Here is a 25,477-nt window from a genome sequence, read left to right on the forward strand (position 1 = left end):
GGCGAAAGCGCCGCAACCCGAGGCAAGGGGTCCGGAATGAGAATGACCGATATATCGCTGAATTGGCTGATTCCGGCGGCGCTGGTGATCGCCGGGATCATGGCCACCGCCTTCGTCCTGCTGCGCGGCCGGAGGAACGGCGCGCGGACCGCCGCCGACGACTCCTGGGAGCGCGGCGAGGAGCGCCGCCGCCGCAAGGAGGCGGTCTTCGCCTCGGCCTCGTACGTGCTGCTGTTCTGCTGCGCCGCGGTCGCCGCCGCGCTGTCCTTCCACGGCCTGGTCGGCTTCGGCGTGCAGAACCTCGGCCTGTCCGGCGGCTGGGAGTACCTGGTGCCGTTCGGTCTGGACGGCGCGGCGATGTTCTGCTCCGTCCTGGCGGTGCGCGAGGCCAGCCACGGCGACGCGGCGCTCGGCTCCCGGCTGCTGGTGTGGACGTTCGCGGGCGCCGCCGCGTGGTTCAACTGGGTGCACGCGCCGCGCGGCCTGGACCACGCGGGCGCGCCGCAGTTCTTCGCCGGGATGTCGCTGTCGGCGGCGGTCCTCTTCGACCGGGCGCTGAAGCAGACCCGCCGCGCGGCGCTGCGCGAGCAGGGCCTCGTGCCGCGCCCGCTGCCGCAGATCCGGATCGTGCGCTGGCTGCGGGCGCCCCGCGAGACCTTCGCCGCCTGGTCGCTGATGCTGCTGGAAGGCGTACGGACGCTGGACGAGGCGGTGGAGGAGGTCCGGGAGGACAAGCGGGAGAAGGCCCGCAACCGGCTGCGCCGCCGGGAGCAGGGCAAGCTCGAACGGGCCCGCATCAAGGCCATCAACCGGCAGCACCGGGCGTGGGGCCGGGGCGGCGGGCGCCGCGTCGCGGTCACCGCGGGCGCCCCCGCGGCCGCGGAAGCGCTCCCGCCCGCCGGCCCGGACGCCGGACCGCTCCCCGGAGCGCTCCCCGGCCCGGACGCCGCCGGTGCGGACGGTCCGGCGCCGGCGCGGCCGGGCGAGCCGGTCAAGCGGCCGCGGCCGGCCCTGAAGGCGGTGGCCGGCGCCGAGCCCGACGCGGCCGCGCGGCGCGCCGCGGCGGACCTCCCCGGCGAGGACGACGCCCGTACGCTCCCCCGGCTGGACTCGCTGGAGGAGAAACTCGCCGCGATCGAGCGGCAGTTCGGCTGAGCACCGGGCGGACCGGGGCGGCCGCCGGACGGCCTGGAGGGGCCGGACGAGCCGGGGCGCCCCGGCTTACGCACCCGCCATCCCCGGGCGCCGCGTCAGGCCGGTCCGCCTCCGCCGCCCAGCTCGAACCACACGCATTTCCCGTTGCCCTCGGGCCGGATGCCCCAGTCGTCGGCCAGGGCGCGGACGAGCATCAGCCCGCGCCCGGACGTCCCGGCGGCGGACGGGGCGCGCGGCTCGGGGCGGCGGGCGGCGAAGTCCCGCACCTCCACCCGCAGCCGGTCGGTGACCCGCGCGGTGACCACCGCGCCGCCCTCGGTGTGCAGCAGGGCGTTGGTGACCAGTTCACTGGTCAGCAGCACGGCGACCTCGGGATCCGCCGGTGCGCGGCCGTCCGGCGGCGCCCAGCGGTCCAATAACTCCCGCAGCTCCCGGCGCACTTCGCCGACCGCCTTGCGATCGGCCTGCCGCACCTTCCGTTCCAGTATCCCGGGCGCCCGCACCGCGACCGCCCGGCCCCCGCTCCCCTCGTCCGCCTCCCGGCGTCTGTCCGGTCCCTCGCACCGCACGGGCTGACGCATGCTCCCCCCGCCCCCAACGAACCACCAGCGCTCTGCCTCGAACAGCCTCACGGTCAGCATTCCCACCGGGCCCGCCCCCATGCTTCCGCTTGGCGCCGGCCGCCGTTCCGCCCGCCGCCCCGGCTACCGGGCCGGTCTGCGCCGCTCCTCCGGGACGGGAGGGTCCGGACGCCTCCGGAGGGCCGTTCCGGGCTCCCGCCGGGCACGGGCCGGGGCGCCAGGAGGCCAGGCCGCCCTCGTACGCCGGGGCCTCATCTCCGCGGAATATTGCGCAAGTTGGACCGGGCCATCTGCACCATCCGCCCCACCCCGCCGTCCAGCACCATCTTCCCCGCGGACAGCGCGAAGCCGGACACCATCTCCGCGCTGATCTTCGGCGGGATGGACAGCGCGTGCGGATCGGTGACCACGTCCACGAGCGCCGGGCCCTGGTGCCGGAACGCGTCGCGCAGCGCCCCGCGCAGCTGCCGGGGCTTCTCCACCCGCACACCGTACGCACCGGCCGCGGTCGCCAGCGCCGCGAAGTCCGGGTTGCGGTTGGTGGTGCCGTACGACGGCAGCCCGGAGACCATCATCTCCAGCTCGACCATGCCCAGCGAGGAGTTGTTGAACAGCACGATCTTCACCGGCAGGTCGTACTGGACGAGGGTGAGGAAGTCGCCCATCAGCATGGCGAACCCGCCGTCCCCCGACATCGAGACGATCTGCCGCCCCGGGTAGGTGAACTGGGCGCCGATCGCCTGCGGCAGCGCGTTGGCCATCGAGCCGTGGCTGAACGAACCGATCACCCGGCGGCGCCCGTTGGGCGTGAGGTACCGGGCCGCCCAGACATTGCACATACCGGTATCAACAGTGAAAACAGCGTCGTCCGCGGCCTCCTCGTCCAGCACCGAGGCGACGTACTCCGGGTGGATCGGGAGGTGCTTCTCCACCTTGCGGGTGTAGGCGCGGACCACGCCCTCCAGGGCGTCCGCGTGCTTGCGCAGCATCCGGTCCAGGAACTTCCGGCTGGTCTTCTCGCGCACCTTGGGGATGAGGCAGCGCAGCGTCTCCCGTACGTCGCCCCAGACCGCGAGGTCCAGTTTGGTGCGCCGCCCCAGGTGCTCGGGCCGGACGTCCACCTGGACGATCCGCACGTCGTCCGGCAGGAACGCGGTGTACGGGAAGTCCGTGCCGAGCAGGATCAGCAGATCGCACTCGTGGGTGGCCTCGTAGGCCGCGCCGTAGCCGAGCAGTCCGCTCATCCCCACGTCGTACGGGTTGTCGTACTGGATCCACTCCTTGCCGCGCAGCGCGTGGCCGACCGGGGCCTTCACCCGCTCGGCGAACTCCATCACCTCGGCGTGCGCGCCGGCCGTGCCGCTGCCGCAGAAGAGGGTGACCCGCTCGGCGCGGTCGACCATCCGGGCCAGTTCGTCGATCTCGCCGTCCCCGGGGCGGACGGAGGGGCGGCTGGTCACCAGGGCGTGTTCGAAGGCGCGTTCCGGGGCCGGTTCGGCGGCGATGTCGCCGGGCAGCGAGACCACCGCGACGCCGCTCCGGCCGACCGCGTGCTGGATCGCGGTCTGGAGCACCCGCGGCATCTGCCGGGTGCTGGAGATCAGTTCGCTGTAGTGGCTGCACTCGGCGAACAGCCGGTCCGGGTGGGTCTCCTGGAAGAACGTGGTGCCGATCTCGCTGGACGGGATGTGCGAGGCCAGCGCCAGTACGGGGGCCATCGAGCGGTGCGCGTCGTACAGGCCGTTGATCAGATGCAGGTTCCCCGGGCCGCAGGAGCCGGCGCAGGCCGCCAGCGTGCCGGTGAGCTGGGCCTCGGCCCCGGCGGCGAAGGCGGCGGCCTCCTCGTGCCGCACCTGGATCCAGTCGAGGGCGGCGTTGCGGCGGATGGCGTCCACCACCGGGTTGAGGCTGTCCCCCACCACCCCGTAGAGCCGCCGGACCCCGGCCCGCACCAGGATGTCGATGAACTGCTCGGCAACGGTCTGCTTGGCCACGGCAGCACCCTCCTCGGGCCAGGGGCGGGGACAGCGGCCGTCCCGGCCGCGCCGGAACCACCGCCTCCCATCAACCCACGCCGCCCGGCGATCCGCCTGGCGGGCGGGGCGGACGGGGCGGCCATTGGGGGCAGGGCCGGGGCCCCGCTACCGGGACAGGGCATTCCGGGAAGCGCGTCCGGGCGGCGTCCGGCAGGCTTGGGCCATGCGGGTCCTGGGAGAGCGCGGCGGACGGGCCGTCACGGCGCGTGCGCCGCTCGGCTCGCGGCCCGGCGCCGACAGCCCCGGGGCCGCCGTATGAACGCCTGGCAGCTGACCGCCGTGGGCCTCGTCCTGCTGCTCGGCGTGTTCGGGGTGCTGGTGCCCGGTATCCCGGGGCCGCTGGTGGTGTGGGCGGGACTGCTGTGGTGGGCGGTGACCGAGCGGTCCGTCCTCGCCTGGACGGTGCTGATGGCGGCCACCGCCGTCCTGCTCCTCAGCCAGGTGCTCACCTGGCTGCTCCCGGCCCGCAGCCTGCGCGGCGCGGGCGTGCCGTACCGCACCCTGGTCCTGGCGGGCGCCGCCGGTATCGCGGGATTCTTCCTCCTCCCGGTGATCGGCTGCCCGCTGGCCGCGATCGGCGGCCTCTACGTCCTCGAACGCGTCCGCCTCGGCAGCCACGGCGACGCCTGGGCCGCCACCCGCACGGTTCTGCGGGCGGTGGGCCTGAGCGTCCTGGTGGAGCTGTTCGCCTGCCTGGCGGTGCTCGGCGCCTGGCTGGGCGCGGTGCTGGCGGGCTGACGGGCCGGGCCGGGGCGCGGGCCAGCGGGCCGGGCGCCAGGCCAGGCACCGGCCCGGGGGCGAGGCGACGGACCACCGCCCCACCGGCCCGGCCCCCGCACCCGGCAAACGCCCCTACCTCCCCCGCTTCCGCTCCATCATGTGCCGCCCCAGCGCCTGCTTCCGCTTCCACTCGCGGCGCAGTTCGGCCCGCAGCCTGACGTCCGTCTTGGCCACGATCCGCTGGTTCTCCCGCTGCAGCTTGCGATAACTCTCCAGCCGCCGATACGCCAACTCCCCGTACTCGACGGCCTGTTGCACGGCGCAGCCAGGCTCCGCCCCATGCGCGCAATCATGGAAACGGCAGCGCGCGGCCAGCTCCTCCACGTCCGCGAACGTCCGGGCCAGCCCGGCCTCCGCGTCCCACATCCCGACCCCGCGCAGCCCCGGCGTGTCGATCAGTACGCCACCACCGGGCAGCACCAGCAGATCGCGGGTCGTGGTGGTGTGCCGCCCCTTCCCGTCGCGGTCGCGGACCGCGCGCACGTCCTGGACGTCCGCGCCGACCACCGCGTTGGCCAGGGTGGACTTCCCGGCCCCGGACCGCCCCAGGAGGACGGAGGTGGCACCGGCCAGTTCGGCGGCCAGCGCGTCGAGGCCGTCGCCGGTCGCCGCGCTGACGGCCAGCACCCGCACCCCGGGGGCAGCGGCCGCCACGTCCGCCACAAGGTGGTCCCGTACGGCGGGATCGGCCACCAGGTCGGCCTTGGTGAGCGCCACCAACGGCTCGGCGCCGCTCTCCCACACCAGCGACACGAACCGCTCGACGCGCCCCAGGTCGAGCGGTTCCGCCAGGGACACCGCGACCACGGCCCGGTCCACGTTGGCGGCGAGGATCTGCCCCTCCGACCGCTTGGACGAGGCCGACCGCACCAGCGCCGTACGCCGCGGCAGCAACGCCCGCACCAGCCCGTCGAGATGGTCCCCGGCCCGCCCGTTCACCAGGTCGATGACGGCCCAGTCACCGGTGCACGGCACCCGGGTGGGGTCGCCGGTCGCCACGAGCGCGGTGTCCGCCAGAACGGTCCGGACGCCGTCGCCGTCAGGAACGACGGCATCCACCCGTCCGCGGTCCACGCGGACGATCCGACCGGGCACACAGCCCGGCCCGGCAAACGGAAGAAAACTCTCCGCGAACCCTTCGTCCCAGCCGTACGACAACAGCGGGCTCGGCGAAGGAGCGGAAGAGGAACCAGAAGAGAGATTCAAGGGAAACCCTTCACAAGGGCGGCCCCGGCACCGCGCAGAAGGCGCGGAAGAAAGCAATCGAGGTGTCAGCCGGTGACCGCGGAAGTGGAATTGATGATCTCCTGAGTGCGGGCAGCGCCCCTCGCAAGAACAGCCATCGATCCCACCTCCTCCGTCAACCACAGCCGAACCGCACGCCGATAAAACCGATCCATACAGTCCGTACAGTCGCGGCGACGTGCGTTCCCACCCTAGCCACGCGACCAACCGACCCGCCACGCGTTTTTCGCGCCCGCTCGCCCGACCGAACCCTGGGAGAACACGCCGTGCCCGTAGACCCGTTGAGCGCTGTCACCGCCTGGTACGCCAGTCAGTGCGACGGTGACTGGGAGCATGAACACGGCATCCGTATCGAGACGCTGGACAATCCCGGCTGGTCGGTCGAGATCGACCTCGAAGAGACCGGGCTCAGCGGAATCACGCTCGATCGAACAGCGGCTGCCGACGGGGATTCCTGGATCCAGGCTTGGTCGGACGGCTCGGCCTTCCATCTCCGCTGCGGGCCCGCCGACCTCGGTCGCGCGTTGGAGCGGTTCAGGGACTTCGCGGCGCTGCACGCCCCCTAGCCGGCGCGCTGGGTGTTGTTCTCGTAGGTGAGGACGGCGTCGAGGTAGGCGGCGATGGCGTCGCGGTTGCGGGTGAGGCAGGTGATGCGTTCGGTCATGCGGTCGCGTTCGCGGCGGAGGGTGGCGATCATCTCCGGGGTGGCGTCCGGGAAGTAGATGGTCCGGGGCTGGTCCAGGCAGGGCAGGATCTGCTTGATGATGCGGGTCGGCAGGCCGGCGTCGAGCAGGCCGCGGATCTGGAGCACGCGGTCCACGAAGCGTTCGTCGTAGTCGCGGTAGCCGTTCGGGGTGCGGGCGGCGGCGATCAGGCCCTGCTCCTCGTAGTAGCGCAGCAGCCGGCGCGGGGTGCCGGTCCGTTCCGACAGTTCTCCGATCCGCACGGTGTCCACCCTCCCCCTGGCGTGCGCGTACGCCGGTTCCGCGCGCGTACGACGGAGCCAGCATACGGGCGGTGTGGCGGCCTGAGGGCGGGTCAGTCGTGCGGGGGCAGGTGGCGGATCCGGTGGTCGGCGGCGTTCAGCGCCTCGTCGACCAGGCGGCGCAGATGGCCGTGGTGCAGTGCGTACACCGCGCGGCGGCCTTCCTTGCGGGTGGTGACGAGGCCGGCGAGGCGGAGCCGGGCGAGGTGCTGGCTGACGGAGGTGCGGGAGGCGCCGCAGGCTTCGGTCAGGGTGGTGACGTCGGCCTCGCCGGCGCTCAGGCGGCGGAGCAGGGCCAGGCGGGTGCGGTCGGCGAGCAGGGCGAGGATTTCGACGGCGGCCGCCAGCCGGGCGGCGTCGTCCCCGTCGTCGTTCCCCTCCTTCTCGTCGTTCTCGTCGTTCTCGGCGTTCTCGTCGGTTGGCTGCTGCGTACCGTGCGCAGGTGAGAGGTGCATGCGTGCGCTCATACGCACATAATGGGCGGATGGCGGGGTGCGGCACAAGCGGCCCCGGGCCGCGGAGGGTGTGAGGGTGCGATGACGGTGAACGCGCGAGTGCCGGGTCCGGAGTCCCAGTCGCACGGGGGCGGTCCCCCGCACCGGCAGGCCCACGGGGACGGCACCCCGGAGACCCATGCGCACCACCACCCCCACCCCCACCCCCACTCCCCCGGCCGCTCCCGGGCGGCGCGGCTGCGGCACCGGGTCGGGCATGTCCTCAGGCCGCACAGCCATGAGGCGCGGGACCGGGTCGATCCGGCGCTGGAGAGTTCCCGGGAGGGGTTGCGGACGCTGTGGCTGTCGTTCGCGGTGCTCGGGGCGACCACGGCGGTGCAGGCGGCGGTGGCGGTGCTGTCCGGTTCGGTGGCGCTGCTCGGCGACACCCTGCACAACGCCGCGGACGCGCTGACCGCCGTCCCGCTGGGCCTGGCCTTCCTGCTCGGCCGGCGGGCGGCCACCCGCCGCTACACCTACGGGTACGGGCGGGCCGAGGATCTGGCCGGGGTGGTCATCGTGCTCACCATCGCGGCCTCCGCGGTGCCCGCGCTGTGGACGGCGGTGGACCGGCTGCTGCACCCGCGGGAGGTGACGCACCTGTGGGCGGTGGCGGCCGCCGCGCTGGCGGGCTTCCTCGGCAACGAGTGGGTGGCCCGCTACCGCATCCGCACCGGCCGCCGGATCGGCTCGGCGGCGCTGGTCGCGGACGGCCTGCACGCCCGGACCGACGGCTTCACGTCGCTGGCGGTGCTGCTGGGCGCGGGCGGGTCGGCGCTGGGCGTGCCGGCCGCCGACCCGGTCGTGGGGCTGCTGATCACCGGCGCGATCGCGGTGGTGCTCAAGGACGCGGCGCGGGAGGTGTTCCGGCGGCTGATGGACGCGGTGGACCCGGAGCTGGTGGCGGCGGCGGAGGCGGCGCTGCGCGGGGTGCCGGGCGTCCGGGGCGTCGGGCAGCTGCGGATGCGGTGGATCGGGCACACGCTGCGGGCCGAGGCGGATATCGTCCTCGACCCGCGGCTGACCGTGGCCCGCGCGCACCGGATCGCGGTGGCCGCCGAGCACGCGCTGATCCACGGCGTACCGCGGCTGGCGGCGGCCACGGTGCACACCGACCACACGCCGGAGGACGGCGGGACGGATCCGCACGCGGAACTCGCCCGCCATCGCGCCTGACGGCCGTACGGCGGGGGGGGCGCACAACTGCCCGTACGAGCCGCGGACGCGCCCCGCCGCGGCCCCCGTCACGCCAGAATCGCCAGCAACCCCGCCCCGAACACCGCGTAGAACCCGGCGGCCAGGGCCAACCGCCCGGCGGTCAGGGACCGGGTCTTCATCAGGAGCAGGAGGTAGCCGATCGCCACCATGGTGACGATGCCGGACCACACCAGGGCGGTGTCGAAGTGCCAGCGGGTGAAGAGCAGTCCGAGGCCGCTGGGGACGGTGGCCTGGATCATCATGGCGCCGGAGATGTTGGCCAGCGCCAGCTTGGTCTTGCCCTGGCGGACCCAGATCACCGCGTTCATGATCTCCGGGAGTTCGGTGGCGACCGGGGAGAGCAGCAGCGCGGTGACGGTGGCGGACAGGCCGAGCATCGGCCCGATGGCGTCCAGCTGGTGGACGAAGAGCTGCGAGGCGAAGAAGATCACGACCAGGGTGGCCAGGGTCTGCGCGACCACCGCCCAGGTCGCCGGGGAGGCGGCGCGGGGCTGGAACTTCAGCGGTTCCAGCTCGACGCCCTCGTCGTCGTCCTCGTGGTCACCGCGGATCTCGCGCCAGAAGTAGACGGCGTAGACGGCGAAGAAGGCCAGGCCCAGTACGGGCTTGAAGGCGAAGGCGACCAGGCCGAGCGCGACCTTGACCAGGAAGACCGGCAGGAACCACGTCTGGTCCTTGGCCAGCCGCCGCAGATCCCGTTCGGAGCCGAGGGAGGCGTCGGGGCCGGGCGACGCGTCGGAGCCGGGCTCGCCCGGTGCGCCCGCCGGGACCGCCGTACGCCGCCGGCGCCGCTGGAGCAGCAGCATCGCGCCGGTCACGCCGTACGCCACGGTGGCCAGCGCCAGCGGGCCGCCCATCGCCGCGCCGACGCCGATGTTCTTGGCCTCGGGGGTGGCGCCGGTGGTGACCGCGACGAGGGTCACGACGGATTCCGGGAGGGCGGTGCCGAAGGCGGCGAGGATGGTGCCCACCGCCATCCGGCCCACGTTGAGCCGCTCACCGAGCCATTCCACGGCGTTGACGAACCACTCGCAGGAGAGGTAGATCGCCACCGCGCACACGATGAGCAGGACGAAATGCAACACGCTGATCGTCAGCCTTTCCGCTCCGGCGGGCTTCGAGGACGACCGGCGTGGGAGCGGCGGCACGGCTTCGACCCCGCCGACGCACAGCACAAAACATCGTCGACAAAGGGCCGAAGGTCTCGCCCGCCCGCACAGTGACTGCGTGGGCCCGGCCACCGGGAGCCGTGGGGCTCCAGTGTGTCGACGACCGGTTCGCGGGGCTACTCCCCTTCGCAGCCACCCACCCTACACACCGCGGGCGCGCGGCCGCGTCAGCGGGCGGCGGGCCCCGGGCGGCGTCGCCCCGGCCGGAGCCCTGGAGCCGCGGTGGCGACGCGGCCGACTGATCGCCCCCGGAGGCGCAGAATGCTAAATATGGCGCGTGACGGAAAATTTCGGGCGAAAGGGCGATGACGGGCGTCGTCCTCGGCCGGGGCCGAACGTGCGGAGCGTCGCGGGGCAGGTGCTCGTCCTCCAGCTGGCGCTCGTGGTGCTGATGGTGCTGGCCGCCGGGGTGACCCTCGTGCTCCAGGCCCGGCAGGCGACGATGGAGGAGGCCGAGAAGCGCTCGGCGGTCGCCGCCCAGGCGTTCGCGCACGCCCCCGGCACCGCCGCCGCGATGGAGTCCGCCGACCCCACCGCCCACCTCCAGCCGCGCGCCGAGGAGGCCCGCAAGGAGGCCGGGCTCGACTACCTCGTCGCGTTCAGCCCCACCGGCATCCGCTGGACCCACCCGGACCCCAAGCTGATCGGCAAGCGCGTCCCCGGCGGCTACGGCCCCGCGCTCGCCGGCCGGACCGTCACCTCCACCTCCTCCTCGGCCTTCGGCCGCGCCGTCGACACCACCGTGCCGGTCCGCGACCCGCGCGGCACGGTCGTCGGGCTGGTCGCGGCCGGCATCAAGGTCCAGCGGACGAACGAGTGGGCGCTCCAGCGGCTGCCGCTGCTGATCGGCAGCGCGGCCGGCGCGCTGGTCATCGGCGTCGGCGGGACGGCCCTGGTCAGCCGCCGGCTGCGGCGCCAGACGCACGGGCTGGACCCGGCCGAGATGGCCCGGATGTACGACCACCACGACGCCGTGCTGCACGCCGTCCGCGAGGGCGTCCTGATCATCGACCGGGACGGCCGGCTGGTGCTCGTCAACGACGAGGCGCGCCGCCTCCTCGGCCTCCCGGACGACGCCGAACGCCGCCGGGTCACCGAACTCGGCCTGGAGGCGGACATGGCCGCCCTGCTGGCCTCCGGGCGCGCCGCCACCGACGAGGTGCACCCGGCCGGCGAGCGGATGCTCGCGGTCAACATCCGCCCCACCGCCCCGTACGGCGGCCCCCAGGGCACCGCCGTCACCCTGCGCGACACCACCGAACTCCAGGCGCTGACCGGCCGGGCCGAGGTCGCCCAGCGGCGGCTGAAGCTGCTCTACGACGCGGGCATGCGGATCGGCAGCACGCTGGACATCGCCCGGACCGCGCGGGAGCTGGCCGCCGTGGCGGTCCCGCGCTTCGCCGACGTGGCCTCCGTCGAACTGCTGGAGCCCGTCCTGCGCGGCGAGGAGCCGGACGGCGGGCCCGGACCGATGCGGCGGCTGGCGGTCTGCGGGGTCCCGGAGGACTCGGCGGTCTACCGCGTCGGCGAGCGGATCCGCTTCGCCCCCGGCAGCCCCGTCGCGGAGGGCATCGCCGCGGCCCGCCCGGTCCTCGTCCCCGATCTGCGCGCCGAGCACGGCTGGCGGGCCGGGGACCCCGCCGACACCCAGCGGATCCTCGACAACGGCATCCGCTGCCTGATCGCCGTACCGCTGCGGGCCCGCGGGGCGGTGCTGGGGCTGGCGAGCTTCTGGCGGGCCGGGACGTCCGAACCGTTCGGCGCGGAGGACCTGTCGTTCGCCGAGGAGCTGGCCGCGCGGGCCGCGGTCTCCATCGACAACGCCCGCCGCTACACCCGCGAGCACGCCACCACCATCACCCTCCAGCGCAGCCTGCTGCCGCGCGCGCTGCCCAGCCAGTCGGCGCTGGAGGTGGCCCACCGCTACCTGCCCGCGCAGGCCGGGGTCGGCGGCGACTGGTTCGACCTGATCCCGCTGCCCGGCGCCCGGGTGGCCCTCGTCGTCGGCGATGTCGTCGGGCACGGCCTGCACGCCGCCGCGACCATGGGCCGGCTGCGCACCGCCGTGCTGAACTTCTCCGCCCTGGACCTGCCCCCCGACGAACTCCTCGGCCACCTGGACGAGCTGGTCAGCCATATCGACACCGACGAGGCCGGGCCGGAGTGGACCGAGGACGCCGTCCCGCCGCTCCCGCACGCCCCGTACCGGCCACCGCCCGGGCCGCCCGCCGGCCCCGGGGACGGCGACGGTCCGGACGGGAGCCCGCCGGCGGAGCCGCTGGACGAGTCCCTGGTCGGCGACAGCGGCACCGGCATCACCGGCGCGACCTGCCTCTACGCCATCTACGACCCGGTCGGCGGCTGCGTCACCCTGGCCCGCGCCGGCCACCCCGGCCCGGCCGTGATCCGCCCGGACGGAACGGTGTCCTTCCCCGACGTCCCGGTCGCCCCGCCGCTCGGCCTCGGCGGCGGCCTGCCCGTCGAGACCACCGACCTCGTCCTCCCCGAGGGCTCCCGGCTCGTCCTCTACACCGATGGCCTGGTCGAGGACCGCGACCGCGATATCGACACCGGGCTGGACCTGCTGCACCGCACCCTGGCCGCCGGCCCGCACCGCGACCCGGAGGAGACCTGCGCCGCCGTCCTGGACGCGATGCTGCCCGAGCACCCCAGCGACGACATCGCCCTGCTGGTGGCCCGTACCAAACTGCTCGACCCGGACCGCGTCGCCCAGTGGGACGTGCCCTCCGACCCGGCGGCCGTCGGTTCGATCCGCTCCGCCTGCATGCGGACGCTGGAGAGCTGGGGGCTGGCCGAGGCCGGCTTCACCACCGAGCTGATCCTCAGCGAACTGATCACCAACGCGATCCGCTACGGCGCCCAGCCCATCCGCGTCCGCCTGCTGTACGACCGCGCGCTGATCTGCGAGGTCTCGGACGGCACCAGCGCCTCCCCGCACCTGCGGCGGGCCACCACCACCGACGAGGGCGGGCGCGGGCTGTTCCTCGTCGCCCAGTTCGCGCAGCGGTGGGGGACGCGCTACACGCCGGGCGGCAAGGTCATCTGGACCGAGCAGTCCCTGGACGGGCTGCGGCCGCCGGGCGGCCCCGGGGACGACGGTATCGACACCCTCCTCGACCAGTGGGACGAGCCGGCCCTCTGACCCCGGTGCCGCCCCCGCGCGCCCACCGGATGCAGCCCGCTCCTCCCCTGGCTAACCTCGACCGAAGGACCGGCAGGACCGCCGGCGCGGCCCGGCCCGGACGCAGGGAGGCCCCATGCGGAAGCTGCTCGACGCGCGCGATATCGCCCCTCGCCTCACCACCGGCGCGTTCATCCTGAACTCCGGGCTGACGCTGTGGGGCGCGGACCGGCAGACCGCGGAATCCGTGCACGGCATGGCCGCCACGGCCTACCCGTTCCTGGCGAAACTGCCCCCCGAACGCTTCACCCGGCTGCTCGCCGCCTCGGAGATCGGGCTCGGCGGCGCCCTGCTCGCGCCGGTCGTCCCGTCCCGGCTGGCGGGCCTGGCCCTGACCGGTTTCGCCGGCGGTCTGGTGGGGCTTTACCTCCGGCTGCCCGGTATGCGGGAACCGGGCAGCATCCGCCCCACCCAGGAGGGCATGCCGGTGGCCAAGGACGTCTGGATGCTGGGCTCCGGGCTGGGGCTGCTGTGCGCCCGGTCGCGCGGGGCCGCCCCCTGCCGCTGCCGGCGCGCCCGGCACCACCGCGGCCACCACTGCCCGCGCGGCCGCCGCTGAGGCGCGGCGGCCGCCGCTTCACGGCCGTCGGGCGGCCTCCCGGCGGGCGCGGAGGGTCCGGGCCGTCCGGGCCGCGCCCGCGCAGGCGGCTCCGGCCAGTCCCGCCGCGGCCAGCGCCCACAGGCTCGTACGGTCGGCCTGGCCCCAGGCCAGTTCCGCGCGCTGGTGGACCACGAAGCCGTCGAAGAACATCCAGGAGACCAGGACGACGGCCGGGACCAGCCGGAGCCGGGCCGCCGCGGCGACCGCGACGGTCAGCAGCGCGAACGCGGCGAGCGCGAAGGGCAGCGGGGCGGCCCGGCCGGTGGCCAGCAGGGCCGTCGCCACCACGGCCGCCGCCGCGGCCCCGACCGGCAGCGCGAGATCCCGCCCCAGGTCGTCCGGAGGGCGCGCGGGGCGCTCCCGGCGCGGGGCGGCTGACGCGGCCGGGGCGCGAACGGGGGCGAGGGCGGGAGGAGTCGGGGGGTGCTGGAGGGTGGCCATGGGGACACCTCCTGGGGTGGCCCGGGCGCGGGGCTCCGGTGGGGTGGGGACCGTCTGGTGCCAGCGTGCGCGCGGCGGGGCGCCGGTGGCCGGTTCGGCGGGGACCTTGACGCGGTGTGTACGGCGGGCGGGGGCTTTCTGACGCGTTCCTGACGCGGGGGCCCGGCGCCGGATGGTTCCGTCAGGCGCCCCTGGGGGCGGGGAGTGCGGGGTACGTGTTGCATACTCGCTCCTCGTTGCTCCGGATGACTGAACGATCGGCAGGACGTGGCCGCATGACCAGTACGCAGGTGGACCCCGCTCCGCCGTCCACCGCCACCGCACCGAGGTGGCGGTCCTGGCTGCTGGACGGACTCAGCGAGCAGAGCGCCCGCCACCCCGGACCGCACGGGACGCCGCCCGCCGAGCACAAGGGGCACTCGTGGTGGCGGGTGATGTGCCTGACGGGTGTCGACTACTTCTCCACGCTCGGGTACCAGCCCGGTATCGCGGCGCTGGCGGCGGGGCTGCTGTCGCCGTTCGCCACGCTGGTGCTGATCGCGCTGACGCTGCTGGGCGCGCTGCCGGTCTACCGGCGGGTGGCCAAGGAGAGCCCGCACGGCGAGGGTTCGATCGCGATGCTGGAGCGGCTGCTGCCCTGGTGGGCGGGGAAGCTGCTGGTGCTGGTGCTGCTGGGCTTCGCGGCCACGGACTTCGTCATCACCATGACGCTGTCGGCGGCGGACGCCTCGGCCCATGTCGTGGAGAACCCTTTCGCCCCGGCGGCGCTGCACGGCGCGAACCTGTGGATCACGCTGCTGCTGCTCGCCGCGCTCGGCGCCGTCTTCCTCAAGGGCTTCCGGGAGGCGATCGGGATAGCGGTGGCGCTGGTCGGCGTCTATCTGGTGCTCAATGTCGTGGTGCTGGCCACCTCGGCCTGGCAGGTGCTCGCGCACCCGGTGGCGATCGGCGACTGGTGGCAGGCGATGACCGCGCAGCACTCGTCGCCGCTGGCGATCGCCGGGGTGGCGCTGCTGGTCTTCCCGAAGCTGGCGCTGGGCATGTCCGGTTTCGAGACCGGGGTGGCGGTGATGCCGCAGGTGCGCGGGGGCGCCGGGGACACGCCGGAGAAGCCGGCCGGCCGGATCCGGGACACCCGGCGGCTGCTGACCACCGCCGCGCTGATCATGAGCGGTTTCCTGCTGCTGTCCAGTCTGGCGACCACCATCCTGATCCCGCAGAAGGAGTTCGCGCCGGGCGGCGCGGCCAACGGGCGCGCGCTGGCGTATCTGGCGCACCAGCACCTGGGCGAGGCGTTCGGCACGGTCTACGACCTGTCGACCATCGCCATCCTGTGGTTCGCGGGGGCGTCGGCGATGGCCGGGCTGCTCAACCTCGTCCCGCGCTACCTGCCGCGCTACGGCATGGCGCCGGAGTGGACCCGGGCGGTGCGGCCGCTGGTGCTGATCTTCCTGGCGATCGCGTTCGCCATCACGGTCGTCTTCGACGCGAGCGTGGACGAGCAGAGCGGCGCCTACGCGACCGGTGTGCTGGTGCTGATGCTCTCGGCGTCGTTCGCCTCGACGGTGGCGGCGCGGCACCGGGGGCACCGGGGCGCGGCCATCGGTTTCGGGGCGATCACCCTGGTGTTCGGCTACACGCTGGTCACGAACGTGATCGAGCGGCCGGACGGGCTGAAGATCGCGCTGCTGTTCATCCTCGGGATCCTGCTGACGTCGTTCGCCTCCCGGGTGCACCGGGCGTTCGAACTCCGCGCCGCCGACGTGGTGTTCGACGCGACGGCGGAGCGGCTGATCGAGGAGGCGATGGCGGCCGGGCCGCTGCGGGTGATCGCCAACGAACCGCAGGAGCAGGACGCCGAGGACTACCGCGAGAAGGAGTACAGCCAGCGCGAGGAGACCCATATCCCCGACGGCGGGCCGGTGCTGTTCCTGGAGGTGCTGGTCGAGGACTCCTCGGACTTCACCGCCGAACTGCACGTGCACGGCGTGGAGCGGTACGGGACGCGGATCCTGCGGGTGGAGGGCGCGGGCGTGCCGAACACCCTGGCCGCGGTGCTGATGCGGCTGCGGGACCGTACGGGGCAGGTGCCGCACATCTACTTCAACTGGACGGAGGGGCATCCGCTCAGCCATCTGCTGCGGTTCCTGGTGTTCGGTGACGGCGAGGTCGCGCCGGTCACCCGCGAGGTACTGCGGCGGGCGGAGCCGGACCTGCGGCGGCGGCCGCGGGTGCACGTGGGCTGAGTCCCGCCCACGGGCCGGCCCCGCGCCCGCCGCCGGGGCCGGCTCAGCGCGCCGCGACGCCCGGGTAGAAGTCCCGGGGCCGGCCGCGGCCGTCCTTGAGGCGGCCGAGCAGGCCCGCCGGGTACTCGATCAGCCAGTAGCTCGCGGCGGCCACCGGGAGCGCGGCGAGGAAGACCAGCGGCAGCGCCCAGGGGAAGCCGGCCGGTCCGGGCGGCAGCAGGCCGGCGGTGTGCAGCAGCAGCATCACCGGCTCGTGCCAGATGAAGAGCGAGTAGCTGACCAGGCCGACGGGCGTGAGCCAGCGGGCGGTGAGGAAGCGGTTCCAGGCGGTGCGCCGGCGGATGTGCAGGGTGCTCAGGAGCAGCAGCGCCCACAGGGCGGCGGCGATCGGGTGGTAGTAGGTGAAGGGGAAGCTCTCCGGGTCGGACCGCAGGGAGAGGGTGAACAGGCCGGCCAGGGTGAGCACGGTGAGCGGCAGCGCGGCGCGCCGCGGCAGCCGGGCCCGGTCGCCGAGCGCGGCCAGCACCACCGCCAGCGCCATCCCGGCCGCGAAGCCGCCGAAGCGGGCCTGCGGGCCGAAGTAGGCGACCCAGTCGGTGTGCGGGATGCCGAGCCCGTAGTGGGCCACGGTGATCCAGGCCAGCGGCGCGGCGTAGAGGGCCAGGCAGCCGGCGAGCAGCAGCGCCACCCGGCTGCCGCGGCGGCGCAGCCGGCGGCAGGCGCGGACGGCGAGCGGGCCGAGGCCGGCCAGCACCGCGTAGAAGAGCACCTCCAGGGAGAGGGACCAGGTCGGGCCGAGGGTGTAGAAGATCCGGTCCTGGTCGAAGACGTGGGTGAACGTGAGGTGTTCGAGCAGGTCGCGCCAGTCGCCGGGGAGGGTGGGGTTGCGGGTGGCCCAGACGACGAGGACGGCCAGGACGTAGAGCGGGAGGATGCGGACCGCGCGGCGGAAGAGGAAGGCGCGGGCCGGGCGGGTGGTGCCGCCGTCCAGGGCGGCGCGGGCGTAGGAGTGGGTGAGCAGGAAGGCGGAGAGGACGAAGAAGAGGTCGATGACCTCCAGGGAGAGCAGGGCGTCGAGGGCGGCGTTGTCGACCGGCGGGTGGGCGCCGGCGGCGTCGTAGGCGGTGTACTGCTGCCAGACGTGGAAGGCGACGGTGCTCAGGGCGGCCAGGCCGCGGAAGCCGTCGATATCGCGGGCGCGGCGGGCCGGGGCGGTCCGGCCGGCGGCCGGGGGCGCGGGCGGGGCGGCGGCGGTGGCGGTGGTCATCGGCGGGCCTCCGCGGGGGCGGTGCGGCCGCGCGGGGTGACCCGCCAGCGGCGGTCGCCGAGGGCCTCCTTGAGGTGCGCCTGGCGGGCGACCATGTTCTTGAAGTGGCTGTAGAAGACGGTCGAGACCAGCAGGTACGACCAGAACCACCCGCGGCGGGCGCGGAGTTCGGGTACGGCCAGGCGCCAGGCGAACAGGGCCTGGACGGGTCCGGCGCCGAGGGTGAGCAGGACGGCGAGTACGCACAGCGGGACGGCCCAGTGGAGGTTCTGGGGGCCGCCGGCCTTCCAGGCGGCGTAGCCGAGGACGGGGAGGATCTGCAGGGTGAGCCAGGGCTGGATCTCGCGCCAGCCGAGGAGGGCCAGCAGCCCCAGTTTCTGACGTACCGTCAGTGCGGGTGAACGCAGGCCGCGCCAGAGGTGTTTGAGGGAGACCTGGAGCCAGCCCTGGGCCCAGCGGGAGCGCTGGTTCCACAGCGCGGTGAGGGTGGTGGGGGCGAGTTCGCGGGAGAGCAGGGTGCGGTCGACGGCGATCCGGGCGCCGGCGGTCAGGGCGCGCAGGGTGGAGTCGATGTCCTCGGTGAGCATCGAGCCGTGCATCCGGGTGCGGGCCAGGAGGTCGGTGCGCCAGAAGCCGTTGGAGCCGCCGAAGACGCCGAAGCCGTGGAGCCGGGTGCGGCCGGGGTGGCTGACGGCGTAGATCGCCTCGAATTCGACGGCGACGAGCCGGGCGGTGCGGGAGCTGTCGCCGTTGCGGACCACGCAGTGGCCCTGGACCACGTCGTAGCCGTTGGAGAGCCAGTGCCAGGCGTGCCGGAAGGCGTGCGGGGCGGGGTGGTGGTCGGCGTCGAAGATGCCGACGAACTCGCCGCGGACCCGGGTGGCGGCGGCGTTGACGTTCTGCGCCTTGGAGGTGGAGCCGGCCACCGGCAGCAGCACGAGCCGGGGGTCGCGGGCGGCGATCGCGCGCAGGGTGTCCTCGACGGGCAGCGGGTGCGGGGTGTTGTAGGCGAGGACGATCTCCAGCTCGCCCGGGTAGTCCTGGCGCAGGAACGCCTCGACGGTCTCGGTGATGGTGGCGGCCTCGTTGGGGAGGTACGCGGCGATGACGGCGCTGGCCGGCGGGTAGGGGGCGCCGGGCCGTTCGGGGCGGGGCGGGGCGTCCAGCGCGTAGAGGGATTCGAGGATGATCAGCAGCGCGGAGAGCACCAGTCCGGCGACCACCACCCAGTACATCGCCGAGCCGAGGTCCCAGCCGGCCAGGTACGCCTGGCGGTAGACGGCGAACGGCACGCCGATGCCCAGCAGCAGCGCCAGCACCGGGGAGAGGGCGAGCAGCGCGGGGCGCAGCAGGGCGCGCAGCGGGGGACGGCGGTGCCGGTGCGGGGTCTCGCGCATCCAGGGGGCGTAGCGGACCGGGCGCAGGTCGCGGTGGCGCAGGGCCTCGCGGGCGGCGTCGCGGGCGCGGTCGGCGGCGTCGGCCGCGCCGGTGGCCTCGGTGGCCTCGGTGAGCGGGAGCCAGCCGATGGCGGGGGTGAGGCGGACGTGCTCGTCGGCGACGACGAAGCGGGTGCCGGCCGCGGCGGTGGCCAGGTCGGTCAGGGCGCGGCGGGCGGCGTCCTCGCCGATGCCCGGGAGCAGCATCAGCAGCCGGCCCTCGTCGTCGTGGCCGAGCCGGCCGCAGGCGCCGCCGAGCCGTTCGGCGAGGGCGGCGAGCCGTTCGGCGGTCTCGCGCCGGACGCGGGGGCCGAGGCGGTCCTCCAGGGCGGGGAGTTCGGCGACCGCGAGGACGGCGAGGACGCCGCCGTGCCGGGCGGCCTCGGGGCGCCGCAGCTCGCGCTCGACCTCGTCCAGGAAGTGGGCGCGGGAGTACAGACCGGTGCGCGGGTCGCGGAGCAGGTGCTCGACGGGGACCGGGACGCGGCGGAGCTTGGCCTCGATGCGGGCGGAGAGTTCGTCCGGATCGGAGGTCTCGGGTATGCAGTCGTCGGCGCCGCCGCGGAGCAGATCGGCGGCGCCGGTGCGGCCGGGGGCGCCGGTGACCACGATCAGCGGCAGGGCGCGGCCGGCGGGGTCGGTGCGGACCGCGCGCACGACATCCGTTCCGGCGGTGCCCGGTTCGTCCAGGGCGACCACGGCGTCCGGGGCGGCCTGGCGGACGCCGGGGCCGGCGCCGTCGGGCGGGGCGTGGCTGACGTCGTGCCCGGTGGTGCGCAGGGTGCGGGTGAGGCGTTCCAGGCGGGGGCCCGGGGTGCCGATGACGAGGACGCGGCCGGCGGGGCGGGGGCCGGGGGTGGCGCGGCCCGTTCCGCCGAGCAGGGCCGTGGGTGAGCCCTGGGAGGGTGCGGGGTGCGAAGTGAGCACCTGGGGTGGTCCTTTCTGGTTTCCGGCAGGCGGACTCCCGGCGCGGACCGGTGGGGGACGGCGGGTCCCGGCGCGCCGTACGCGGGCAGGGCGGAGCGACCGCCCGCCGGCGGCGGGTCGGGGTGCCGTCGGTCCGGGTGGTGGTGCGGGCCGGTGGTCCGGATGCGCGTGGTGCGGGCGGCGGCGGTCAGGCGGCCGGCGGTCGCCGGTCGCGGGGTGGGCGCCGTACCGTGCCCGCAGCGATTGTCAGAGTCATGACAGCCAGATGGCCAACTACCCGACTACACCAGCGCGTTGGCCCGCGGTGACGGGAGAGGGCGCGCCGGGCCGGGTCTTTCGCCGGCGGAACGGAGGGCGGCGCGGCGGGGCGCGGCCTGCGCGGGCGCGGGCGGTACGGCGGTTCTCGGGCTCCGGACCGCGCGGGGGCGGTCGAGCGCGTATCGCATAGGAAGGGTCCCATCCTGATCGGATCGTGGGGGGAGGACCGGATGTCAGGTGTACACCGGGCGGCCCCGCTCGGCAAGGCCCCACCGGTATCCGCCAGCCTCCGCGAGCACTGTGACACCGCACCGTCAGCCACGTAACACCTTCATTACGTCCGCTCCTCGGAGCCGTATCGGCGGGCGCTACCACCCGGTAGGCACCGGTCCATCGGCTATACCCGGTACGCGAGTTTGAGCTGGAGGTTCGTACCTCTGACCCATCTGTTAATCTGCCCGCCCCTGGACATTCCTCCATATCCGCTCCGGCACTCCCCCCTCCCCGTCACTCCCTTCCGCTCCCCCAGCGCCCCTTGTCCCACCGGGTGCAGCGAGGTGTCGCGTACGTGAACAGCGTTCCGTTCTCTGCCGCTCAGGCCCGGTCCGCCCGGGCCCGGATCGGCCTGACCACCGGCCAGGTCGCCCAGTCCATGACCGCGTGCGGCGCCCCGGTGCGCCCCGAGGTCATCGAGGCATGGGAGTTCGGCTCCCTGGTGCCCACCGAACCACAGCTGTTCGCCCTGGCCGATGTGCTGTGGTGCGCGCCGTCGGTGCTGATGGGCGTCGAGCCGCGCACCCTGGCCGAACACCGGCTGGCGCGGCAGTTGAGCGTGGAGCGGCTGGCGCAGCTGGTCGGGATGGACCCGGACGCGTACCGGGCGGCGGAGGCGGCCAACGAGTGGCCCGGTGACTACCGCCAGACCAAGGCGCTGGTGGAGGCGCTGGGGCTGTCGCTGCGGAAGCTGATCGGGGTGATGGGGCGGGTCGAGGAGCTGGCCGGCCATCTGCGGGCGGCGGTCGAGGGCCGCTGGAAGTCGCATATCGCGCCGATCACCGAGATCACCACGCTGAACCGCACGCGGGTGGGCGACGCGCTGCGGGTGATGCACGGCGAGTTCGCGGAGTTCGCCGAGCGGTACATGGGGCATGTGGTGGCGCGGAACGCCGACGCCCGGCTGAAGGAGGTCGCGGCCGAGCGGTCGGCGTATCTGCGGCGGCTGGTGGACCACTTCTGGGACCTGATCGGCGAGGCGGGCGAGGCGCCGCCGTTCAACTCCGTGAGCTGAGGCGGCGGGACGGGGCTTGGCCCGCGTCCCGCCGCCCGGTGGGCGGGGCGTCAGTACGCGCCGCGGGGGTACGGCGGCGGCCCGGCGGGCGCGGGCCCCTCCGGCTCGGTACCGGTCCCGTCCGCGTCCTCCTCCTCGGTGAACTCCTCCCAGTCGATCTCCACCGACCGGCGGCGGGTGAAGACGTTGAAGACGAGGTTGAGCACGATCGCGGTCAGACCGCCGAGGGTGATACCGCTGTCCAGCACCGCGCGGACGCCCTGCGGCATCCGCTCGAAGAACGGCGCCACTGCGGTGGGCAGGAAGGCCGCGCCCAGACTCACCGCGAGGATCAGGGCGTTGCGCTCCTCGCGCAGGTCCACTTTGCCGAGGATCTGGATGCCGACCGCGGCGACCATGCCGAACATCGACAGCGCCGCGCCGCCGAGGACCGGGTGCGGGATCGCGGCGACCACCGAACCGGCCTTCGGCAGCAGCCCCAGCACGATCATGAAGCCGCCGGCCGCGACCACCACGAACCGGCTCATCACCTTCGACATCCGGACCAGGCCGATGTTCTCCGCGAAGGCCACATAGGGAAAGGAGTTGAACAGTCCGCCGAGGACGGTGGCGACGCCGTCCGCGCGCAGCGCCCTGGCCACCGTGTCGTTGCCGACCGGTTTGCCGGTGATCTCCCCGATGGCGTAGACGTCGCCGGTGGTCTCCACCATCGTGATCAGCATGACGACGATCATCGCCAGGATCGGGAACGGCTCGAAGACCGGCATCCCGTAATGGAACGGCGTGCTGACGCCGAACCAGTCGGTGTGCCCGACGGCGCTGAAATCGACGTCGCCGAGCAGCCAGGCGACGGCCGTTCCGCCGACCAGTCCGAGCAGCACCGCGACGCTGCTCAGCACCGGCTTTCCGATGCGGACCAGCAGCAGAATGAACAGCAGCGTGCCGAGCGCGTATCCGAGGTTGCGCAGGTCGCCGAATTCCGGGGTGCCCCGCAACTGGGCGCCGCCGGCCGCGTCCTGGAGGGCCTGCGGGATGAGGGTGAGGCCGATAATGGTGAGAATCGTGCCGATGACCACCGGCGGGAAATACTTCACCAACTTGCTGAAGAACGGGGCGAAAAGGAACGTCGCGATACCGGCGGTGATCACCGCGCCGTAGACCACCAGGAGTCCGGCGGTGCCGCCGCCCGCGCCCAGCCCGATCGCGATCATCGGCGAGACCGCGGTGAAGGTGACGCCCTGCACCAGCGGCAGTTTCGCGCCGATCCGCCATATCCCGAACGCCTGGATGATGGAGGCTATTCCGCAGGTCAGCAGGTCCGCGTTGATGAGGTAGACCAGCTCCTCGCGGGAGAGTCCCAGCGCGTTGCCGAGCATGATCGGGACGATGACGGCGGCCGCGTAGAAGGCGAGGACGTGCTGGAAACCGTAGAGGGCGAGTTTGCCGAACGGCAGTACCTCGTCCACCGGATGCGCGCGCTGCCGGGGAAACCGCCGGGAGGATTGTCGCGGGAGTCGTGCCATCTCTGCCTTGCCTTCACGAGGTAGGTGAATAAGAGGGAACCCGGGCCCGGTGGTGCGGTGCCCTCCGCGGTGCGGCGCGTTCCGTTCCGCGCCCGGCGGGGTGCGGCCGGCGGAGCGGAAATCCGGGAATTGGCCGGAATGCGCGGGGCGGGCTCGTCGGGGCGCTCACCATAGTTGACCTTTCCCGTTCCGCGCGAGTAACCGCGGGGGCGACCGCCCGCCGATCAGGGGCGCGGGCGGAGAATGCGCCGTAATATCGGAAATATGGCTGAGCGGCCGGATGCGTCCAGCGCACCCGAACTCCTCGTCGAGTCCGGCGGCGTCACCCAGGTGCTGGAACCGCACCACGAGTACCACGTGGGCCGCGACCCCGACAGCGAGGTCGTGCTCGACGACGCCCGGGTCTCCTGGCACCACGCCGTCCTCCGCCCCGCCGGCGACCACTGGCTGGTGGAGGACGAGGGCAGCACCAACGGCACGTACACCAACGGGCGCCGGGTGCGGCGCTCCGGCGTCGGCCCCGGCAGCGTGATCCGCTTCGGCAACCCCGCCGACGGCCCGTGCGCGGTACTCAGCGACGCCCCCCGGCCCCCGGCGGCCGGACGGCCCGCCGCGGTCTCGCACCCGGCGGCCACCCGCACCTTCCGGCGGCCCAGCTCGGTCCGGCCGCTGCCCCCGGCGCGCACCGTGCGGATCGGCCGGGCGCCCGGCAACGACCTGGTGGTGGACGACCTCGCGGTCTCCCGCCGGCACGCCGAACTCCGGTCCGGACCGGACGGCTACGTCCTCGCCGACCTCGGCAGCCACAACGGCACCTTCCTCAACGGCCGGCCGGTCGAGGGCACCGCCCCGGTGCGGTCCGGCGACGTCATCGGCATCGGCCACTCGGCGTTCGTGCTGGCCGGCGACCGGCTGGAGGAGTTCGTCGACACCGGCGAGGTGTCGCTGGACGTGCAGGACCTGACCGTCCGGATCGGCAAGGGCGCCCAGGGGCGGACCCTGCTCGGCGGGGTGTCGTTCCCGGTGGGTGAGAAGTCGCTGCTGGCGGTGATCGGGCCGAGCGGCGCCGGCAAGTCGACGCTGCTGAACGCGCTGACCGGCCTGCGGCCGGCCGACGGCGGCACCGTGCTCTACGACGGCCGGGACCTCTACCGCGACTACGCCGAGCTGCGCCACCGCATCGGCCTGGTGCCGCAGGACGACATCCTGCACACCCAGCTGACCGTCCGCCGGGCCCTGGGCTACGCGGCGGAGCTGCGCTTCCCCGAGGACACCGCGCGCGCCGAACGGGACGCCCGGGTCGAGGAGGTGATCCGCGAACTGGGCCTGGTCGAGCGGGCCGGACTGCCGATCCACAAGCTCTCCGGCGGCCAGCGCAAGCGGGTCAGCGTCGCGCTGGAGCTGCTGACCAAACCGTCGCTGCTCTTCCTCGACGAGCCGACTTCGGGCCTGGACCCGGGGATGGACCGCTCGGTGATGCACATGCTGCGCGGACTGGCCGACGGCGGCCGCACGGTCATCGTCGTCACCCACAGCGTGCTGAGCCTGGACGTCTGCGACCGGCTGCTGGTGATGGCGCCGGGCGGCACCATCGCGTACTACGGGCCGCCGGAGGAGGCGCTGGAGTTCTTCGGCTTCCGCCAGTGGCCGGAAGCCTTCGAGGCGTTCGAGAACGACCGCGGGCGGGACTGGGCCGGGGAGTTCCGGGCCTCACCGCTCTACACCCGCTACGTCACCGGCGAGACCCGGCAGCCGCCCGCGCCGCGGGCCCCGCGCGCCCCGGAGGAGCCGGCCCGCCGCGCCCAGAGCTGGCGCGGCCAGCTGTGGACGCTGATGCGGCGGTACGCGGCGGCGCTGTCCTCGGACCGGACGTTCCTGATCATCATGGTGGCGCTGCCGTTCGTGATGGGGGCGATGGCGCACGGCATCAGCGGCGGGAAGATGACCGGCGGCGGGGCGGCGACGGTGCTGCTGGTGCTGTGCGTCGGGGCGGTGCTCACCGGCGCCGCCAACGCGGTCCGCGAACTGGTCAAGGAACGGGTGATCTACCAGCGGGAACGGGCGGTGGGCCTGTCCCGGTCGGCGTATCTGATGTCCAAGGTGCTGGTGCTGGGGACGGTCACGGTCGTCCAGGCGGTGGTGCTGACGCTGGTCGCGCTGTTCGGGGTGCGGCTCGACGCGCCGGGCGGCTCGGGGGTGCTGCTGCCTCCGCTGCTGGAGATCACGCTGGCGGTGGCCCTGCTGGCGTTCACCGCGATGACGCTGGGGCTGCTGGTGTCGGCGGTGGTGCGCAAGGAGGAGGTCACCATGCCGCTGCTGGTCCTCCTCGCCATCCTGCAAGTGGTGTTCTGCGGCGGGCTGACGTCGGTGCGCAAACCGGTGATGGAGCAGGTGGCGTGGCTGGTGCCGTCCCGCTGGGCGTTCGCGGCCATGGGCAGCACCCTCGATCTGCACCGCCTCCAGCCGGGGCCGATCGCCGCCGACCCGCTCTTCCGGCACACTCCCGGGGTGTGGCTGCTGGACATGGGGATGCTGGTGGTGCTCTCCGCCCTGTTCTGCTTCCTGGTCTACCGGCTGCTGCGGCGCCACGAGCCCGAGACCATGCGCCGGTGAGCCGGAGCCAGG

The 25,477-nt window shown here is 74.1% G+C and carries 19 protein-coding genes; 9 read left to right on the forward strand and 10 right to left on the reverse strand.

What is annotated here, in order from left to right; genetic code table 11:
- The first annotated feature begins 36 nt into the window (after positions 1–36).
- Positions 37–1,155, forward strand: coding sequence for a DUF2637 domain-containing protein (locus tag ADL22_RS14690; protein WP_066978412.1), 1,119 nt, complete (start codon positions 37–39; stop codon positions 1,153–1,155).
- 95 nt (positions 1,156–1,250) lie between these two features.
- Here the strand turns inward: ADL22_RS14690 and ADL22_RS14695 are convergent, their stop codons facing one another.
- On the reverse strand, positions 1,251–1,736 hold the full coding sequence (locus tag ADL22_RS14695) for an ATP-binding protein (RefSeq protein WP_079064124.1): 486 nt from the start codon (positions 1,734–1,736) through the stop codon (positions 1,251–1,253).
- A gap of 251 nt (positions 1,737–1,987) precedes the next feature.
- Positions 1,988–3,730 carry a pyruvate dehydrogenase gene (locus tag ADL22_RS14700; RefSeq protein ID WP_066978420.1) on the reverse strand — a complete coding sequence of 581 codons (1,743 nt, stop codon included), beginning with the start codon at positions 3,728–3,730 and terminating at the stop codon, positions 1,988–1,990.
- A gap of 297 nt (positions 3,731–4,027) precedes the next feature.
- Between ADL22_RS14700 and ADL22_RS14705 the strand changes: the two genes are divergently transcribed.
- Positions 4,028–4,510, forward strand: a complete 483-nt coding sequence (locus tag ADL22_RS14705) for a DUF456 domain-containing protein (protein WP_066978423.1) — start codon at positions 4,028–4,030, stop codon at positions 4,508–4,510.
- Between the two features lie 114 nt (positions 4,511–4,624).
- Here ADL22_RS14705 and rsgA read toward each other — a convergent pair whose 3' ends face one another.
- On the reverse strand, positions 4,625–5,758 hold the full coding sequence (gene rsgA, locus ADL22_RS14710; protein ID WP_066978426.1) for a ribosome small subunit-dependent GTPase A: 1,134 nt from the start codon (positions 5,756–5,758) through the stop codon (positions 4,625–4,627).
- 320 nt (positions 5,759–6,078) lie between these two features.
- Between rsgA and ADL22_RS14715 the strand changes: the two genes are divergently transcribed.
- Positions 6,079–6,363, forward strand: a complete 285-nt coding sequence (locus ADL22_RS14715) for an Imm53 family immunity protein (RefSeq protein WP_066978499.1) — start codon at positions 6,079–6,081, stop codon at positions 6,361–6,363.
- On the opposite strand, the gene ADL22_RS14720 is transcribed toward ADL22_RS14715, so the two are convergent.
- Both ADL22_RS14720 and ADL22_RS14725 read right to left on the reverse strand, forming a co-directional pair.
- A complete protein-coding gene (locus ADL22_RS14720; RefSeq protein ID WP_066978502.1) occupies positions 6,360–6,743 on the reverse strand; it encodes a MerR family transcriptional regulator in 384 nt (127 codons plus the stop codon). The two genes, ADL22_RS14715 and ADL22_RS14720, sit on opposite strands and share 4 nt — an antisense overlap.
- Before the next feature lie 92 nt (positions 6,744–6,835).
- A complete protein-coding gene (locus ADL22_RS14725) occupies positions 6,836–7,249 on the reverse strand; it encodes an ArsR/SmtB family transcription factor (RefSeq protein WP_234430703.1) in 414 nt (137 codons plus the stop codon).
- A 69-nt stretch (positions 7,250–7,318) separates the two neighbouring features.
- Between ADL22_RS14725 and ADL22_RS14730 the strand changes: the two genes are divergently transcribed.
- The gene (locus ADL22_RS14730) at positions 7,319–8,452 is read left to right on the forward strand and encodes a cation diffusion facilitator family transporter (RefSeq protein WP_079064126.1); all 1,134 of its coding nucleotides are present in this window, start codon (positions 7,319–7,321) and stop codon (positions 8,450–8,452) included.
- A 68-nt stretch (positions 8,453–8,520) separates the two neighbouring features.
- Here ADL22_RS14730 and ADL22_RS14735 read toward each other — a convergent pair whose 3' ends face one another.
- Complete coding sequence (locus tag ADL22_RS14735; protein WP_066978428.1) at positions 8,521–9,579, reverse strand: sodium:calcium antiporter; 1,059 nt, start codon at positions 9,577–9,579, stop codon at positions 8,521–8,523.
- Between the two features lie 475 nt (positions 9,580–10,054).
- Between ADL22_RS14735 and ADL22_RS14740 the strand changes: the two genes are divergently transcribed.
- A complete protein-coding gene (locus tag ADL22_RS14740) occupies positions 10,055–12,826 on the forward strand; it encodes a SpoIIE family protein phosphatase/ATP-binding protein (protein WP_079064130.1) in 2,772 nt (923 codons plus the stop codon).
- A gap of 115 nt (positions 12,827–12,941) precedes the next feature.
- Positions 12,942–13,424: a hypothetical protein gene (locus ADL22_RS14745; protein ID WP_066978435.1), complete on the forward strand. Its 483-nt coding sequence runs from the start codon at positions 12,942–12,944 to the stop codon at positions 13,422–13,424.
- Positions 13,425–13,442: 18 nt separating this feature from the next.
- Here the strand turns inward: ADL22_RS14745 and ADL22_RS14750 are convergent, their stop codons facing one another.
- Complete coding sequence (locus ADL22_RS14750) at positions 13,443–13,907, reverse strand: DUF4118 domain-containing protein (RefSeq protein ID WP_234430705.1); 465 nt, start codon at positions 13,905–13,907, stop codon at positions 13,443–13,445.
- Between the two features lie 275 nt (positions 13,908–14,182).
- Between ADL22_RS14750 and ADL22_RS14755 the strand changes: the two genes are divergently transcribed.
- Entirely contained in the window at positions 14,183–16,153 is a 1,971-nt protein-coding gene (locus ADL22_RS14755) for an amino acid transporter (protein WP_066978438.1), read from the forward strand.
- 43 nt (positions 16,154–16,196) lie between these two features.
- Here ADL22_RS14755 and ADL22_RS14760 read toward each other — a convergent pair whose 3' ends face one another.
- The gene (locus tag ADL22_RS14760) at positions 16,197–17,420 is read right to left on the reverse strand and encodes an acyltransferase family protein (protein WP_066978441.1); all 1,224 of its coding nucleotides are present in this window, start codon (positions 17,418–17,420) and stop codon (positions 16,197–16,199) included.
- Positions 17,417–19,783 carry a glycosyltransferase gene (locus ADL22_RS14765; RefSeq protein WP_066978444.1) on the reverse strand — a complete coding sequence of 789 codons (2,367 nt, stop codon included), beginning with the start codon at positions 19,781–19,783 and terminating at the stop codon, positions 17,417–17,419. Before ADL22_RS14765 ends, ADL22_RS14760 begins: the two co-directional genes overlap by 4 nt.
- A gap of 910 nt (positions 19,784–20,693) precedes the next feature.
- Between ADL22_RS14765 and ADL22_RS14770 the strand changes: the two genes are divergently transcribed.
- Complete coding sequence (locus ADL22_RS14770; protein WP_079064132.1) at positions 20,694–21,329, forward strand: transcriptional regulator; 636 nt, start codon at positions 20,694–20,696, stop codon at positions 21,327–21,329.
- 50 nt (positions 21,330–21,379) lie between these two features.
- Here ADL22_RS14770 and ADL22_RS14775 read toward each other — a convergent pair whose 3' ends face one another.
- A complete protein-coding gene (locus ADL22_RS14775) occupies positions 21,380–22,852 on the reverse strand; it encodes a nucleobase:cation symporter-2 family protein (protein ID WP_066978448.1) in 1,473 nt (490 codons plus the stop codon).
- Between the two features lie 264 nt (positions 22,853–23,116).
- On the opposite strand from ADL22_RS14775, the gene ADL22_RS14780 reads away from it, so the two are divergent.
- The gene (locus ADL22_RS14780; RefSeq protein ID WP_066978451.1) at positions 23,117–25,465 is read left to right on the forward strand and encodes an FHA domain-containing protein; all 2,349 of its coding nucleotides are present in this window, start codon (positions 23,117–23,119) and stop codon (positions 25,463–25,465) included.
- Positions 25,466–25,477 lie beyond the last annotated feature (12 nt).

Source organism: Streptomyces sp. NRRL F-4489 (assembly GCF_001509485.1).
Lineage (GTDB): Bacteria > Actinomycetota > Actinomycetes > Streptomycetales > Streptomycetaceae > Streptomyces.

Bases quoted from the DNA above. Each gene is read 5' to 3' on its own strand.
- ADL22_RS14730 (WP_079064126.1), top strand. From the start codon at position 7,319: ATGACGGTGAACGCGCGAGTGCCGGGTCCGGAGTCCCAGTCGCACGGG.
- ADL22_RS14745 (WP_066978435.1), top strand. From the start codon at position 12,942: ATGCGGAAGCTGCTCGACGCGCGCGATATCGCCCCTCGCCTCACCACC.
- ADL22_RS14770 (WP_079064132.1), top strand. From the start codon at position 20,694: ATGACCGCGTGCGGCGCCCCGGTGCGCCCCGAGGTCATCGAGGCATGG.
- ADL22_RS14775 (WP_066978448.1), bottom strand. From the start codon at position 22,852: ATGGCACGACTCCCGCGACAATCCTCCCGGCGGTTTCCCCGGCAGCGC.
- ADL22_RS14695 (WP_079064124.1), bottom strand. From the start codon at position 1,736: ATGCGTCAGCCCGTGCGGTGCGAGGGACCGGACAGACGCCGGGAGGCG.
- ADL22_RS14760 (WP_066978441.1), bottom strand. From the start codon at position 17,420: ATGACCACCGCCACCGCCGCCGCCCCGCCCGCGCCCCCGGCCGCCGGC.
- ADL22_RS14750 (WP_234430705.1), bottom strand. From the start codon at position 13,907: ATGGCCACCCTCCAGCACCCCCCGACTCCTCCCGCCCTCGCCCCCGTT.
- ADL22_RS14725 (WP_234430703.1), bottom strand. From the start codon at position 7,249: ATGAGCGCACGCATGCACCTCTCACCTGCGCACGGTACGCAGCAGCCA.
- ADL22_RS14705 (WP_066978423.1), top strand. From the start codon at position 4,028: ATGAACGCCTGGCAGCTGACCGCCGTGGGCCTCGTCCTGCTGCTCGGC.
- ADL22_RS14780 (WP_066978451.1), top strand. From the start codon at position 23,117: ATGGCTGAGCGGCCGGATGCGTCCAGCGCACCCGAACTCCTCGTCGAG.
- ADL22_RS14755 (WP_066978438.1), top strand. From the start codon at position 14,183: ATGACCAGTACGCAGGTGGACCCCGCTCCGCCGTCCACCGCCACCGCA.
- ADL22_RS14690 (WP_066978412.1), top strand. From the start codon at position 37: ATGAGAATGACCGATATATCGCTGAATTGGCTGATTCCGGCGGCGCTG.
- ADL22_RS14740 (WP_079064130.1), top strand. From the start codon at position 10,055: ATGGTGCTGGCCGCCGGGGTGACCCTCGTGCTCCAGGCCCGGCAGGCG.